This is a genomic window from Pseudomonas sp. F9001, from assembly GCF_013385435.1.
Classification (GTDB): Bacteria; Pseudomonadota; Gammaproteobacteria; order Pseudomonadales; family Pseudomonadaceae; genus Aquipseudomonas.
In genome coordinates this window covers 192,363-206,016 of record NZ_JACAPX010000012.1, presented here as the reverse complement: position 1 = coordinate 206,016, position 13,654 = coordinate 192,363, and the positions used below count along the sequence as shown (strand labels likewise).

General features: G+C 62.4%; 16 protein-coding genes. 13 read left to right on the top strand and 3 right to left on the bottom strand.

The features are described 5' to 3' along the window. Window positions 1–196: 196 nt before the first annotated feature. From HX818_RS12465 to HX818_RS12445, 5 genes are all read left to right on the top strand, one after another. Window positions 197–1,345 carry an amine dehydrogenase large subunit gene (locus tag HX818_RS12465; RefSeq protein ID WP_003208872.1) on the top strand — a complete coding sequence of 383 codons (1,149 nt, stop codon included), beginning with the start codon at window positions 197–199 and terminating at the stop codon, window positions 1,343–1,345. Window positions 1,346–1,357: 12 nt separating this feature from the next. After that, window positions 1,358–1,897, top strand: coding sequence for a MauE/DoxX family redox-associated membrane protein (locus tag HX818_RS12460; protein ID WP_177020203.1), 540 nt, complete (start codon window positions 1,358–1,360; stop codon window positions 1,895–1,897). A gap of 3 nt (window positions 1,898–1,900) precedes the next feature. After that, on the top strand, window positions 1,901–2,521 hold the full coding sequence (gene mauD, locus HX818_RS12455; protein WP_003208875.1) for a methylamine dehydrogenase accessory protein MauD: 621 nt from the start codon (window positions 1,901–1,903) through the stop codon (window positions 2,519–2,521). A 19-nt stretch (window positions 2,522–2,540) separates the two neighbouring features. Then, window positions 2,541–3,062 (top strand): methylamine dehydrogenase light chain, encoded by a 522-nt coding sequence (locus HX818_RS12450; RefSeq protein WP_003208877.1) that lies wholly within the window; start codon window positions 2,541–2,543, stop codon window positions 3,060–3,062. A 124-nt stretch (window positions 3,063–3,186) separates the two neighbouring features. Next, a complete protein-coding gene (locus HX818_RS12445; protein WP_087694284.1) occupies window positions 3,187–3,708 on the top strand; it encodes a cytochrome C in 522 nt (173 codons plus the stop codon). A 130-nt stretch (window positions 3,709–3,838) separates the two neighbouring features. Here the strand turns inward: HX818_RS12445 and feaR are convergent, their stop codons facing one another. From feaR to paaY, 3 genes are all read right to left on the bottom strand, one after another. Beyond that, window positions 3,839–4,753: a transcriptional regulator FeaR gene (gene feaR, locus HX818_RS12440; protein ID WP_003208881.1), complete on the bottom strand. Its 915-nt coding sequence runs from the start codon at window positions 4,751–4,753 to the stop codon at window positions 3,839–3,841. Between the two features lie 76 nt (window positions 4,754–4,829). Beyond that, complete coding sequence (paaX, locus tag HX818_RS12435) at window positions 4,830–5,753, bottom strand: phenylacetic acid degradation operon negative regulatory protein PaaX (protein ID WP_003208883.1); 924 nt, start codon at window positions 5,751–5,753, stop codon at window positions 4,830–4,832. Between the two features lie 61 nt (window positions 5,754–5,814). Beyond that, a complete protein-coding gene (paaY, locus tag HX818_RS12430; RefSeq protein WP_003208885.1) occupies window positions 5,815–6,405 on the bottom strand; it encodes a phenylacetic acid degradation protein PaaY in 591 nt (196 codons plus the stop codon). Between the two features lie 361 nt (window positions 6,406–6,766). Between paaY and paaG the strand changes: the two genes are divergently transcribed. The 8 genes from paaG to paaD all read left to right on the top strand — a co-directional run bounded on the left by paaG (window position 6,767) and on the right by paaD (window position 13,654). Then, the gene (paaG, locus tag HX818_RS12425; protein WP_003208887.1) at window positions 6,767–7,558 is read left to right on the top strand and encodes a 2-(1,2-epoxy-1,2-dihydrophenyl)acetyl-CoA isomerase PaaG; all 792 of its coding nucleotides are present in this window, start codon (window positions 6,767–6,769) and stop codon (window positions 7,556–7,558) included. A 14-nt stretch (window positions 7,559–7,572) separates the two neighbouring features. Further along, complete coding sequence (gene paaI, locus HX818_RS12420; protein WP_008431049.1) at window positions 7,573–8,022, top strand: hydroxyphenylacetyl-CoA thioesterase PaaI; 450 nt, start codon at window positions 7,573–7,575, stop codon at window positions 8,020–8,022. Further along, the gene (gene pcaF / locus HX818_RS12415) at window positions 8,015–9,226 is read left to right on the top strand and encodes a 3-oxoadipyl-CoA thiolase (RefSeq protein ID WP_063029023.1); all 1,212 of its coding nucleotides are present in this window, start codon (window positions 8,015–8,017) and stop codon (window positions 9,224–9,226) included. Before paaI ends, pcaF begins: the two co-directional genes overlap by 8 nt. A gap of 101 nt (window positions 9,227–9,327) precedes the next feature. Further along, window positions 9,328–10,653, top strand: coding sequence for a phenylacetate--CoA ligase PaaK (gene paaK / locus HX818_RS12410; RefSeq protein WP_102368711.1), 1,326 nt, complete (start codon window positions 9,328–9,330; stop codon window positions 10,651–10,653). Between the two features lie 412 nt (window positions 10,654–11,065). Continuing rightward, window positions 11,066–12,055: a 1,2-phenylacetyl-CoA epoxidase subunit PaaA gene (gene paaA / locus HX818_RS12405; protein ID WP_003208897.1), complete on the top strand. Its 990-nt coding sequence runs from the start codon at window positions 11,066–11,068 to the stop codon at window positions 12,053–12,055. Between the two features lie 27 nt (window positions 12,056–12,082). Then, on the top strand, window positions 12,083–12,364 hold the full coding sequence (paaB, locus tag HX818_RS12400) for a 1,2-phenylacetyl-CoA epoxidase subunit PaaB (RefSeq protein ID WP_003208899.1): 282 nt from the start codon (window positions 12,083–12,085) through the stop codon (window positions 12,362–12,364). 8 nt (window positions 12,365–12,372) lie between these two features. Further along, window positions 12,373–13,134: a 1,2-phenylacetyl-CoA epoxidase subunit PaaC gene (gene paaC / locus HX818_RS12395; RefSeq protein WP_003208901.1), complete on the top strand. Its 762-nt coding sequence runs from the start codon at window positions 12,373–12,375 to the stop codon at window positions 13,132–13,134. Beyond that, entirely contained in the window at window positions 13,121–13,654 is a 534-nt protein-coding gene (gene paaD / locus HX818_RS12390; RefSeq protein WP_003208903.1) for a 1,2-phenylacetyl-CoA epoxidase subunit PaaD, read from the top strand. The genes paaC and paaD overlap by 14 nt, the downstream gene beginning before the upstream one ends.

Sequence of the window (13,654 nt, the reverse complement as noted above, 5' to 3'; positions counted from 1 at the left end):
GCTGTAAGAGCGGAACCAATACCAGCCATAACAAAAATAACGGATATACACCCTACCCCAAACCATTGGCACAGACACACAACCACTTGGCAGACACAACAATTCTTGCAATCGCCCCACAAGGCAGAATCCACTTGCAAGAATCTGCCAAAGCACCCGCGATTAGCAAAACACAATAATTCAGGGAGTGCCCCTAATGCGAAGCAACAGGATCAACGTACAGTCAGCGCTGGGTCTGGGCCTGCTTGTACTCGGCTTGAACAGCGCCCAGGCGGATTTACCGCCAGACACCATCGGCCAGACCACCCTGGCCTTTCCACCGGAAGCCCACCGCGCATTCGTGGTAGACGTCGAATTCGAAAGCTTCGTGGTCGGCCGCGTCACCGTGGTAGATCCCGACAAGAAGCGCGTCCTCGGCATGGTCCCCACCGGCTTCGCCGCGCCCTCGGCCCTGAGCCACGACCAGAAGACCCTGTACAGCGCCGACATCTACTATTCCCGCGGCACCCGGGGCGATCGCACCGATGTGCTCACCGCCTGGGACAGCTCCAGCCTGTCGCCCGCCTGGGAAGTGCTGATCCCGAACAAACGCGCCGAATCCCTGACCCAGCGCTATGGGCTGAAGACCAGCGGCGATGACCGCTTCGTCTATGTCTACAACTTCACACCCTCCACCTCCGTGACCGTGGTCGACACCCAGTCCCGCTCCGTCACCGCCGAAATCGCGATCCCGGGCTGCGTACTCAATTACCCGGTCGGCACTCGCCGCTTCGCCTCCCTGTGCGGCGACGGCAGCCTGCAAGTGGTGACGCTGAACGAGCAGGGCCAGGAAACCTCGCGCAACCGCACGCACTTCTTCGACCCCAACGCCGAGAAGCTCAACGAACGCGCGGTGAACGTGGGCGACACCTACTACTTCACCACCACCACCGGCACCATCCGCCCGGTAGATTTCTCCGGCGATGAGCCGAAAATCCTGCCGTCCTGGTCACTCACCACCGACGCGGAAAAGAAAACCGGTTGGGCCCCGGGTGGCTGGCAGTTGATGGCCGTGGCACCGAAACTCAACCGCATGTACGTGCTGATGCACGACAACCACGAGCCGATGAAGTGGGAAGACCCGAGCACCATCATCTGGGCCTATGACCTCAAGACCATGAAGAAGATAGCCACCCTGGAAGCCCCGACCCCGGTCTGGAGCATGCAGGCCACCGGCGACGACAAGCCCCTGTTGCTGGGCGCCGACGTCGAAGGCGGCTTGCAGATCTTCGACCTCAAGACCAACAAACTCACCGGTAGCATGGCCAAGGTAGCGAAGACCGCAACCCAGATCATGAGCTACTAAAGAGGTTCGGCCATGCATATCGACCCGATCTTCATCATTGCCAGCGCCCTCGCCATCGCGGTGTTGCTGGCCAGTGCCGCGACCCACAAGTTGCGCGCACCGGCACGCTTCGCCCGGCAACTGGCCGATTACCAGTTGCTGCCAGAGGCAGTGACTCGCCCCGCCGCCCGGGTAATCCCGGTGCTGGAACTGGTGATTGCCTTTGCCCTGCTGGTGCCGGCCAGCCGTTCCTGGGCCGCCCTCGGCGCCGCCGGCCTGATTGCACTGTACGCCGCCGCCATTGGCATCAACCTGTGGCGCGGCCGCCGGGACATCGACTGCGGCTGCGCAGGCCCCGACCAGGCGCAGCCATTGCGGCCGATCCTGCTGTTGCGCAACGGCGCACTGGTGGCCGTGGCCCTGCTGGCCAGCGTGCTGCCGATTGCCCGTGACCTGGTTTTTTTCGACGGCTTCGTCACCGTCGCCGCCAGCGCCGTCGCGCTGCTGATTTACGCCGCAGCCGATGGCCTGCTGGCGAACTCCCCTCTTCTGCTCAAACTGATTGGTAGGTGATCAATGGAAGGCCTTATTGTTTCCAACGTACTGCTGTGGGTACTGCTGCTGGCGCTGGCGTTTGCCGTGATGGGCCTGGTGCGCCAGATTGGTGTGCTGCACGGGCGCATCGCCCCGGCCGGCGCACTGATGGTCGACAAGGGCGTGGCGGTGAATGAGCCGGCCCCGCAAGTCACCGCTTCCGACCGTAAAGGCCGCCCGGTGAACTTCGGCTATGCCGGTGAGAAGAACCAGTTGCTGTTCTTCCTCTCGCCCACCTGCCCGATCTGCAAATCCCTGTTGCCGGCGATCAAGTCCATCGCCAGGGAACAGGCTGACCGACTCGATGTGGTGTTTATCAGCGACGGCGACATGGAAGCCCAGCACGCGCTGATCACCGAACACAAGCTGGACGACGTCACCTACGTGGTCGGCCCGGAAGTCGGCATGACCTACCAGATCGGCAAGCTGCCGTATGCCGCGCTGATCGACAAGAGCGGCACCTTGCGCGCCAAGGGCCTGGTCAATTCCCGCGAGCACCTGGACAGCCTGTTCGAAGTCGAACACCTGAAAAGCGCGACGCTGCAGGAATACCTCAACAGCCAGCCGCAGCCCCACGACCACAGCCACGGCCATAGCCACTGATTAAGGCAGGGAGACTCTCATGAAATTGCTGGATCTGTTATTCGAGCGCTCGACCCGTCGCCTGGCCGACACCACGTCGCGACGCAAACTGTTGGCCCGTATGGGTTCGCTGATGGTCGCAGGCGCCGCGTTGCCCCTGCTGCTGCCCCTGGACCGCACCAGCAAGGCGCTGGCTGCCGATAACCCGAAAGCCGGTGACCCGGGCGACCCGAACAGTTGCGACTACTGGCGCTACTGCTCCATCGACGGTTTCCTGTGCAGTTGCTGTGGCGGTTCGGTGACCTCCTGCCCACCGGGCACCGAGGCGTCCCAGGTGACCTGGATCGGCACCTGCCGCAACCCGGCGGATGGCAAGGACTACATCATTTCCTATAACGACTGCTGCGGTAAGCAAAGCTGCGCCCAGTGCGCGTGCACGCGTAACGACAGCGAGGAACCGGCATACCGGCCGTTCAACAACAACGATGTGAACTGGTGCCTGGCGGCCAAATCCCACATCTACCACTGCACGGTCTCGATCATTCGCGGCGTCGCGGTTTAACTCACCCTTGTGGCGAGGGAGCTTGCTCCCGTTGGAGTGCGAAGCGCTCCCAGAGATCTTGGGGCCGCAGCACAGCCCAACGGGAGCAAGCGCCCTCGCCACAGGTCAGTGCAAGAGGCTTGTCATGCGTACGTTGTTTTTGCTGAGCTTGATGTGTGTCTTCGCCACCCCGCTCGCCCAGGCTCGGGCCATTCCCAATCCAAACCAGAAGCACGCACCGGGCAATGAGTCGCCGCAAACGCCGATCGCCCAGGCCGGGTACAGCGTGGCGACCAACTATCAGCTGCAGTGTGCCGGCTGCCATCTGGGCAGCGGCATGGGCTCGGCGGCCAACGACACACCGAGGATGACCGGGTTTGTCGGCAACTTTCTGAAGGTGCCAGGCGGGCGGGAGTTTTTGGTACGGGTGCCGGGGATGTCGCAGTCGGCGCTGAACGATGGGCAACTGGCGGATTTGCTGAACTGGCTGATGCGCCCGGACGGGATGGCGGGCAAGAGTACGCCGGTGGATTACAAGCCCTATAGCGCCGAGGAAGTCACTGAATTGCGGCACAAAGCGATGCTCAATCTGCCGGGCACAAGGGCGGGGTTGATCAAGGAGATGCGGGCGCAAGGGATTGCGATTGAAGATGGAATGCCCAACTGAACGAAACGCGATCCAAATGTGGGAGCGGGCTTGCTCGCGAATGCGGTGTGTCAGTCACCCAATGCATCAACTGAACCACCGCATTCGCGAGCAAGCCCGCTCCCACATTTTTGATCGGCGTATCCCCTGATCAGGCGTGTTGTTTGCGGTACTCACCCGGCGCAATGCCGAACCGTGACTTGAACGCCGTCGAAAAATAACTCGAATCCGAAAACCCCCACGAGTACCCCAGCACCGAAAGCTTTTCCTCCACCCTGGATTGGCGCAGGGATTCAGCACACAAATCCAGCCGTCGGTTCTTGATGTACCGTGCCACCACCAGGCCCTTGCGGGCAAAGATCCGGTACAGCCCGCGCACCGACATCCCCACCTCCCGCGCCAGCCACTCGGGGCACAGCTCTTCGGAGCGAATGTGCTGGTCAATGCACTCCAGCGTCTTGCGGAACACTCGCTCATGGGCGTCGCTGCCCTCGCCCGCCTGGCTGATCGCCGGGCGCAGCAGGTTGATGATCGCCTCCAGCGTCGCCTCGCTTTCCTGCAAGGTCAGGTTGTCTTGCCGGGTAGCCTCCAGAATCAGCTGCCGGGACAGCATCGCCATCGGCGACGTCGCCTCGATCCGGTGCCCGCATTTGACCGGGTTGAAACGCAAGGTCTGCTCCACCAGGTACGACGGCAGGATCAACGACAACTGCCGCGAATTCTCGCTGTAGGTGAAGTCGCTGGGGTGCGCCGCATCGATCAGGGTAATGTCGCCGGCGCGCAACAGCGCCTTGCTGTCACCCTGGGCCATGCCGGCCGTGCCGTCGAGCTGGAACACGGCAAAGTACTTGCCGCCCTCGCCCGCCGCGATTTGGCTGGGGGTACGAAACAAGCGAGCCTGGCAGGCGTCGACAAAGCTGAGTTTCAGCGCGCCGCTCTGGTACTCGCGGATCTGCCCGGAAAAACCATCCCCCAGGATCTGCCCATCGAATGCGCCACAGATCTGATTGATCTGATGGATCCATTGGTCGAACCCATCACAGCGCTGTGCAATTGAAGACATCATGTTCAGGCCTCACGCAGGCTTATTTTTATTCTCTACGCCACATCACTCCACCCGTTCTCCTGAACAGCGTCGCTCCTTATTTCAGGCCTCCGAACCGCCGGTAAAAGCTTTCGCCAACGTCCGGCAACGGGCCGTCGGCAGTTTCCAGCGCGCTGTTCAGCCATTCCTCGGCCTTGGCGTAGATCAACCGGTAAATATTGCGGCACAACTGGCGGGCGGCGCGGCCTTCCCAATCGCCGGGGAGCAATTCATCGGGTAATTGCGGGTCGCGCAGCAGCAGTTTGCGGTACTCATGGATAAGCAGGACCCGTGCCAGGAAACAATCCGCAGGCTGTAGCTGTTCCTGCTCGCGAAGCGCTTGCCAGAGCGGTCGGAACAGTTGGATGAACTCGCTGTAATGGGCCGCCAGCTCCTCGATGTTCCAGCTCTCGCGCACCTGCACCCGCAGGGCCTTGGAGGCCAGTACATCCTGGGCGGTGGTTTCGAAGACGATGGTGTCTTCCTGGGCGCCGAGGTCGAGCAAGGTGGCGTTGACGTCGGCGCGGTCGCTGCGTGGGCAGGCCAGCACGGTCGGGGCAATCGCACCAAAACCTTGCCACTCCAGCTCTTCACGCACTTGTTTGCGCTTGTCCTGGGTCAACTGCGTGAGCATCACCAGGCACCATGAACCATCCCATGCCGGCACGCTGGAGCTGTAGACCCGCTTGAAGGCCTTGTCGAAACGCCGACGCCCGGCACCGGTCAGGCTGTAGTAGCTGCGGCGCCCGACTTTTTCGGCGGTCAGCCAGCCTTCCTTGGTCAGGCGGAAGATCGAGGTGCGGATCAGCCGTTCATTGATGCCGATGGGTTCGAGCAACTGGATCAGGCTGCCCAGCCACACCGTCCCGCCGTGGGGTTCGATGGCGTCCCCGTACAAGGTGATGATCAAGGAACTGGCGCGAATCGGCGTCTGCTCCTGGAAGCGGGTAATCAGTTGGTTCAGGGGTGTCAGTGACGACATGGGCGTACCGAGGCAAAAAGAGAAAATATACCGTTTTTAGCGGCGTCGGGATGCAGGCGATTCATCTGCCCTTGGGCCGCAGGCCGCTGTCGCTGATGCGTGGGCGATCAGCTTCCGGTGCGCTCAGGGGTGCGCATTCCTGCATCTGCTCCAGGCAACGCTGAGCCAGGCGCTGGTATTCACGAGTGCCGGTTTGTTTCCAGTGCACCTCTTCATCACTGAGGCTGCGCTTGACGCTGGCCGGCGCGCCCATCACCAACGACTGCTCAGGGCACTCGAAACCGGCTTTGACGAACGCCGCCGCCGAGACGAACGAGCGAGCGCCGATACGGGCGTTGTCCATCACCACCGCATTCATGCCCACCAGCGCATCGGTGCCGATCCGGCAACCGTGCAGCACGGCGCCGTGGCCGATATGGCCGTTGCGCTCGACCACCGTATCGCTGTCCGGGAAGCCGTGCATCACGCAGGTGTCCTGCAGGTTGGCGCCTTCTTCGAGGACGATGCGCCCGAAGTCGCCGCGCAAACTCGCCAGCGGCCCTACATAGCAATGGGGGCCGATGATCACGTCGCCGATCAGTACCGCCGAGGGATGGACGTAGGCCGTGGGGTCGACCACCGGGGTCAGGCCGTCGAGGCTGTAGCAAGTCATGGGGATTCCTTTTATGGCGTACTCGCAAAGCGATGCCGATCTTGGCTTGTTTTGTATCACATCATTTTTACAAGCACAAAGCTGAAAAAGCGTATCGCTTGAATCAGGTGTCGCCGTGGCTTGATACGGTGCCGCTGATAATCGACGTAAAGCCAATAAAATAGGGGATTTATCAGGTATTTACCGACCAGCACAGCGAGCAGTTCATTTTCATCAAACTCAAAACAAGACACACCAAATCAATTTTATCGTTGCATTTATGTATCACGTTAAAGCTATACTCCGGCAAAACCGGCTGACCACGCCGATCCAATAATGAGCCGGCTGACCGCCGAGCGTGCACCGTGAGGGCCTCACGACCATGAACTTCGAACACATCCTGTTTTCCATCGAGGCCGGCGTCGCCCTGCTCAGCCTCAATCGCCCCGACCAGCTCAACAGCTTCAACACGCAGATGCACGGCGAAGTCCAGCAGGCGTTGAAGCAAGTCCAGGAAAACCCCGACGTGCGCGTGCTGCTGCTGACCGGTGAAGGCCGCGGCTTTTGCGCCGGGCAAGACCTCAGCGACCGCAACGTGGCACCCGGCAGCGCGGTGCCGGACCTGGGCGAATCCATCGAGAAGTTCTACAACCCGCTGATCCGCCAACTGCGCGACCTGCCTTTGCCGGTGATCTGCGCGGTCAACGGCGTGGCGGCCGGTGCCGGCGCGAACATCCCGCTGGCCTGCGACCTGGTGCTGGCAGCACGCTCGGCGAACTTCATCCAAGCCTTCTGCAAGATCGGCCTGATCCCCGATTCCGGCGGCACCTGGACCCTGCCGCGCCTGGTGGGCATGGCCCGCGCCAAGGCGCTGGCCCTGCTGGGCAACCGCCTGAGCGCCGAGCAGGCCGAGCAATGGGGCCTGATCTACCGCTGCGTGGACGACGCCGAATTGCGCAACGAAGCCCTGACCCTGGCCCGCCACCTGGCCACGCAACCGACCTACGGCCTGGCGCTGATCAAGCGCAGCCTGAACGCCAGCCTGAGCAACAGCTTTGACCAACAACTGGAGCTGGAGCGCGACCTGCAACGCCTGGCCGGGCGCAGCGAGGATTACCGCGAAGGCGTCGCCGCCTTCATGGAAAAACGCAGCCCAAGCTTCAAGGGCCGCTGAAAGGAGCGCACCACATGACCAACCATGAAGCCATGAACCTGGCCAACCAATGCGCCCAGGCCATGTTCAGCCGCGATGCCGCCAGCCAGGGCATGGGCATGCGCCTGCTCTCGGTGGCGCCGGGTTGCGCACGACTGGGCATGAGCGTGCGCGCCGACATGATCCAGGGCCACGGCACCTGCCACGGCGGCTACCTGTTTGCGCTGGCGGACTCGGCATTCGCCCTGGCCTGCAACAGCTATAACGACGCCACCGTGGCGCTCGGCTGCAGCATCGACTACATCGCCCCGGCCCACCTGGGCGACACCTTGAGTGCCGATTGCCGCGAGCAAAGCCGGTCGGGTCGCACCGGCAACTACGACGTCCGTATCGAAAACCAACTGGGCCAGCTGATTGCGCTGTTCCATGGCAAATCCTACAAAGTGCGCGGCACGGTGCTGGCGCAGGAGAATCCGAATGAATGACGCCTTGATCATCGACGCAGTCCGCACCCCGATCGGCCGCTACGCCGGCGCCTTGAGCAGCGTGCGCGCCGACGACCTCGGAGCGGTGCCGCTGCGCGAACTGCTGCGCCGCCACCCGCAAGTGGACTGGAGCAGCGTCGACGATGTGATCTACGGCTGCGCCAACCAGGCCGGCGAAGACAACCGCAACGTGGCGCGCATGTCGGCGCTGCTGGCCGGGCTGCCGGTGAGCGTGCCGGGCACCACCCTCAACCGTTTGTGCGGCTCGGGGCTGGACGCCATCGGCAGCGCGGCCCGGGCGATTCGCTGTGGCGAGGCTGGCTTGATGCTGGTGGGCGGCGTGGAATCGATGTCCCGGGCACCGCTGGTAATGGGCAAGGCCGAACAGGCGTTTTCCCGCGATGCGCAGCTATATGACACCACCATTGGCTGGCGCTTCGTCAACCCGCTGATGAAAAAGGCCTACGGGATCGACTCGATGCCGGAGACCGCTGAAAACGTCGCCGAGCAGTTCAATATCTCCCGTGCCGACCAGGACGCGTTTGCCCTGCGCAGCCAGCAACGTGCAGCCGCCGCCCAGGCCAGCGGGCGCCTGGCCAGGGAAATCGTCGCGGTGGAAATTCCCCAGCGCAAAGGCCCGGCCAAGGTGGTGGAACACGACGAACATCCCCGCGGCGACACCACCCTTGAACAACTGCAGAAACTCGGCACGCCATTCCGCGAGGGTGGCAGCATCACCGCCGGCAATGCGTCCGGGGTCAACGACGGCGCCTGCGCCCTGCTGCTGGCCAGCGCGGAAGTTGCCAAGCGTCACGGCCTGGTCGCCCGCGGCCGGGTGGTGGCGATGGCCACCGCCGGCGTGGAACCGCGCATCATGGGCATCGGCCCGGTGCCGGCGACCCGCAAGGTGCTGGAACTGGCCAACCTGAGCCTGGCGGACATGGACGTGATCGAGCTCAACGAAGCCTTCGCCGCCCAGGGCCTGGCGGTACTGCGCGAGCTGGGCCTGGGGGACAACGACCCACGGGTGAACCCCAACGGCGGCGCCATCGCCCTCGGCCATCCACTGGGGATGAGCGGCGCACGGCTGGTAACCACCGCCCTGCATGAGCTGGAAGAACGTGGCGGCCGCTACGCCCTGTGCACCATGTGCATCGGCGTGGGCCAGGGCATCGCGCTGATCATCGAGCGCCTGTCCGACTAAAGATTCGCGATTCCCGGGGAGCCTAGCGGTATCCTTGGGGCATGCACTCAAAGCCCACGGTGTGCGGTGGGCTGATACACAAAAATAATTCGAGTGAACTCATGAACATGCCTATTCCAAACGCCGTGCTTAACCCTGTGCTGGACCCGCTGGAAACCGCCAGCGTCGACGAACTGCGCGCCCATCAACTGGAGCGCTTGCGCTGGAGCCTGCGCCACGCCTACCAGAATGTGCCGCTGTACCGTCAGCGCTTCGACGCGCTGGGGGTGCACCCGGATGACATCAAGTCCCTGGACGACCTGGCCAGGTTCCCGTTCACCACCAAGGGCGACCTGCGGGACAGTTACCCCTACGGCATGTTTGCCGTGCCGATGAACGAGGTGGTGCGCCTGCATGCGTCCAGCGGCACCACCGGCAAGCCGACGGTGGTGGGTTACACCCAGAACGACATCGACACCTGGGCCAATGTGGTGGCCCGCTCGATCCGCGCGGCCGGTGGGCGACGTGGCGACAAGGTGCATATCTCCTATGGCTACGGGCTGTTCACCGGCGGTCTTGGTGCCCACTACGGCGCGGAACGCCTGGGTTGTACGGTGATTCCGATGTCCGGCGGGCAGACGGAAAAACAGGTGCAACTGATCAAGGATTTCCAGCCGGACATCATCATGGTCACGCCCTCGTACATGCTGAACATTGCCGATGAAATCGAGCGCCAGGGCATTGATCCACAGAAGCTGGCGTTGCGACTGGGGATCTTTGGGGCCGAGCCGTGGACTGCCGAGCTGCGCAGTGCAATCGAGGCGCGACTGGGGATTACGGCGCTGGATATTTACGGGCTGTCGGAAATCATGGGGCCTGGGGTGGCCATGGAGTGTGCGGAAACCAAGGATGGCCCGACCATTTGGGAGGATCACTTCTACCCGGAGATCATCGACCCGGTGACGGGTGAGGTGCTGCCGGACGGGCAGATGGGAGAACTGGTGTTTACCTCCTTGAGCAAGGAGGCGCTGCCGATGATTCGCTACCGCACCCGGGATTTGACGCGGTTGCTGCCGGGGACAGCGCGGCCGATGCGGCGGATCGACAAGATCACCGGGCGCAGTGATGACATGTTGATCATTCGCGGGGTTAATGTGTTTCCCACGCAGATCGAGGAGCAGGTGCTTAAAATAAAACAGCTTTCAGAGTGTTATGAGATACATCTGTATCGTAATGGCAATCTGGACAGTGTGGATGTGCATGTGGAGCTCAAGGCTGAGCATCAGCACCTCAATGATGAACAACAGAAAGCCGTTTCCAGCGAACTGAGCAGGCACATCAAGACGTATATCGGGATCAGCTCGCGCATCGTTTTGCAGCCGCTGCATTCGATCAAGCGGTCTGAGGGCAAGGCTTGCCATGTGATGGATCGTCGCCCTAAGGCATGACTGCTGCACCTTTTTGGCCCCGCATTTGCGGGGCTTTTTTTTGCTCGTTTTTTGGGGTGGGGGTAGAGCGCCAGCAAAATCAAAGGCGCACACGGTTCAAATGTGGGAGCGGGCTTGCTCGCGAAGGTCGTTAACGATGACGCGGGCATCCTGATTCAACGCGGCGCACTCAGGTTCTTCGCGAGCAAGCCCGCTCCCACATAAAGCGGCCCTGTTTTTTGCCTACTGGCCCTGCTTACCACGATGACCGGGAACCCTATGCCGCCGTTACCGTAGCGACAGATATCTGCTCCCTTCCCGCAAAGCGATACAAAATCAAATAACGACACCATATTTTGTGTTTGATATTAATTTCCGTATCGCTTATAAAGTCCTCCATGCCTACGACAAAACACAAGGCGGGAGACCCCCCATGTACGCACAGCTTGTAGAAACCGGAGTAAAGCGCATCAAGGACCTCTCCGAGATGTCCGACCAGGAACGCGCCTTCCAGGAAAAAATCGACGCCGAAATCAAGATCGAAGCCAAGAACTGGATGCCTGACGCCTACCGTCAAACCCTGATCCGCCAGATCTCCCAACACGCCCACTCGGAAATCGTCGGCATGCTGCCCGAGGGCAACTGGGTCACCCGCGCCCCCACCCTCAAACGCAAGCTGCAACTGATGGCCAAGATCCAGGACGAAGCCGGCCACGGCCTGTATCTCTACAGCGCCATGGAAACCCTGGGCGCCGACCGCGACGAAGAAATCGCCAAGCTCCACAGCGGCAAGGCCAAGTACTCCAGCATCTTCAACTACCCCACCCTGAACTGGGCCGACATGGGCGCAGTAGGCTGGCTGGTAGACGGCGCCGCCATCGTCAACCAGGTGGTACTGCAGCGCACCTCCTACGGCCCCTACTCCCGGGCCATGGTGCGCATCTGCAAGGAAGAAAGCTTTCACCAGCGCCAGGGCTACGAACTGCTGCTGACCATGATGCGCCAGGGCACCCAGGCGCAAAAAGACATGGTCCAGGACGCGATCAACCGCCTCTGGTGGCCATCGCTGATGATGTTCGGCCCCAGCGACGAACACTCGCCCAACAGCGCCCAGTCCATGGCCTGGAAAATCAAGCGCCAGAGCAACGACGAACTGCGCCAGCGCTTCATCGACCAGACCATCCCGCAGCTGGAGCTGCTGGGCTGCACCTGCCCCGACCCGGACCTGAAGTGGAACGCCGAACGCGGCCATTACGATTTCGGCGAGATCCAGTGGAGCGAGTTCTACGAAGTGCTCAAGGGCAACGGCCCGTGCAACCAGGAACGCGTCGCCACCCGCCGCAAGGCGATTGAAGACGGTGCCTGGGTACGCGAAGCCGCCGTCGCCCACGCCCGTAAAAAACAGAACAAGAACGCCGCCTGATCGGCCACCTGATGTGGAGTCACCGTTATGTCTGAATGGACCCTGTTTGAAGTCTTCGTGCGCAGCAAGCACGGCCTGAATCACAAGCATGTGGGCAGCGTGCATGCCGCCGACACCACCATGGCCATCGAGAATGCCCGGGAGCTGTACACCCGCCGCAGTGAAGGCGTGAGCCTGTGGGTAGTGCCTTCCGCGCTGATCACCGCCTCGTCGCCGGACGAGAAAGACCCGCTGTTCGACCCGGCCGATGACAAGGTCTACCGCCACGCCAGCTTCTACGAGTTGCCGGCCGAAGTCGGGCATATGTGAGGTCGACCATGAACCCTGAAACCGATCTGATCGAATACCTGCTGCGCCTCGGCGACAGCGCCCTGATCCAGGGCCAGCGCCTGTGCCAGTGGTGCGGCCATGCGCCGGCACTGGAAGAAGAACTGGCGCTGATGAACGTCGGCCTCGACCTGGTAGGCCAGGCGCGCAACTGGCTGGAATACGCCGCCGAGCTGCTGGACGACGGGCGCGACGCCGATCACCTGGCCTTCCGCCGGGATGAGCGGGCCTATCGCAACCTGCTGCTGGTGGAACAACCCAACGGCGACTACGCGGTGACCATCCTCAAGCAATTCCTGTATGACGCCTGGCACTTGCCGGTGTTGAGCGGCCTGGCCCAATCCAGCGACGAACGCATCGCCGGCATCGCGGCCAAGGCGGTGAAGGAAGTCACCTATCACCTGCGCCGCTCCGGCGAGTGGGTGGAGCGCCTGGGAGACGGCACCGAGGAAAGCCATAAACGCATGCTCGCGGCGATCCCCGAGCTGTGGCGGTTCACCGTGGAACTGACCGGCGCCGACGACAGTGAACAGCGCCTGCACGCCGCCGGCATTACGCCGGACGCCGCTCAGGTTGCCGCAGCGTGGCAAACCCAGGTCAGCGAAATCTTTACCAGCGCCACCCTGCCCCTGCCGCCTGCTGCTAGCTATTTCTACCTGGATGCACGCCGCGGTTTGCACAGCGAGCACCTGGGAATTTTGTTGGCGGAAATGCAGTTTTTGCCCCGAGCGTACCCCGATGCAACCTGGTGAGCTGATCGCCAGCGACCAGGGCGCACGCCCGGCGCAACCCACCGACCTGGCTGCCGCGTGGGCCACCCTGGCGCAGGTCATGGACCCGGAAGTGCCGGTGGTGAGCGTGGTCGACCTGGGCATAGTGCGCGACCTGGACTGGCAGGCCGGCCACTTGCATGTGGTGGTCACGCCGACCTACTCCGGCTGCCCCGCCACCGAAGTGATCGAGGGCGATATCCGCGATGCATTGGAGCTGGCAGGTTTCCGCGCCCCGCAACTGGAACGCAAGCTGACCCCGGCCTGGACCACCGACTGGATCACCAGCAGCGGCCGCGAACGCCTGCGGGCCTACGGCATCGCACCGCCCCAAGGCAGTAGCAGCAAACGCAGCCTGCTGGGAGAAAGCCCGGTGATTGCTTGCCCGCAATGCGGCAGCACCCACACCGAAGTGCTCAGCGAATTCGGCTCCACCGCCTGCAAGGCGCTGCACCGCTGCCGCGATTGCCTGGAACCGTTCGACTATTTCAAGTGCATCTGA

Coding starts and splice junctions, on each gene's coding strand:
- paaG (WP_003208887.1), top strand. CDS start 6,767: ATGAACTTCGAACACATCCTGTTTTCCATCGAGGCCGGCGTCGCCCTG.
- paaX (WP_003208883.1), bottom strand. CDS start 5,753: ATGTCGTCACTGACACCCCTGAACCAACTGATTACCCGCTTCCAGGAG.
- paaB (WP_003208899.1), top strand. CDS start 12,083: ATGTCTGAATGGACCCTGTTTGAAGTCTTCGTGCGCAGCAAGCACGGC.
- paaD (WP_003208903.1), top strand. CDS start 13,121: ATGCAACCTGGTGAGCTGATCGCCAGCGACCAGGGCGCACGCCCGGCG.
- HX818_RS12450 (WP_003208877.1), top strand. CDS start 2,541: ATGAAATTGCTGGATCTGTTATTCGAGCGCTCGACCCGTCGCCTGGCC.
- feaR (WP_003208881.1), bottom strand. CDS start 4,753: ATGATGTCTTCAATTGCACAGCGCTGTGATGGGTTCGACCAATGGATC.
- paaK (WP_102368711.1), top strand. CDS start 9,328: ATGAACATGCCTATTCCAAACGCCGTGCTTAACCCTGTGCTGGACCCG.
- paaA (WP_003208897.1), top strand. CDS start 11,066: ATGTACGCACAGCTTGTAGAAACCGGAGTAAAGCGCATCAAGGACCTC.
- pcaF (WP_063029023.1), top strand. CDS start 8,015: ATGAATGACGCCTTGATCATCGACGCAGTCCGCACCCCGATCGGCCGC.
- mauD (WP_003208875.1), top strand. CDS start 1,901: ATGGAAGGCCTTATTGTTTCCAACGTACTGCTGTGGGTACTGCTGCTG.
- paaY (WP_003208885.1), bottom strand. CDS start 6,405: ATGACTTGCTACAGCCTCGACGGCCTGACCCCGGTGGTCGACCCCACG.
- HX818_RS12445 (WP_087694284.1), top strand. CDS start 3,187: ATGCGTACGTTGTTTTTGCTGAGCTTGATGTGTGTCTTCGCCACCCCG.
- paaI (WP_008431049.1), top strand. CDS start 7,573: ATGACCAACCATGAAGCCATGAACCTGGCCAACCAATGCGCCCAGGCC.
- paaC (WP_003208901.1), top strand. CDS start 12,373: ATGAACCCTGAAACCGATCTGATCGAATACCTGCTGCGCCTCGGCGAC.
- HX818_RS12460 (WP_177020203.1), top strand. CDS start 1,358: ATGCATATCGACCCGATCTTCATCATTGCCAGCGCCCTCGCCATCGCG.
- HX818_RS12465 (WP_003208872.1), top strand. CDS start 197: ATGCGAAGCAACAGGATCAACGTACAGTCAGCGCTGGGTCTGGGCCTG.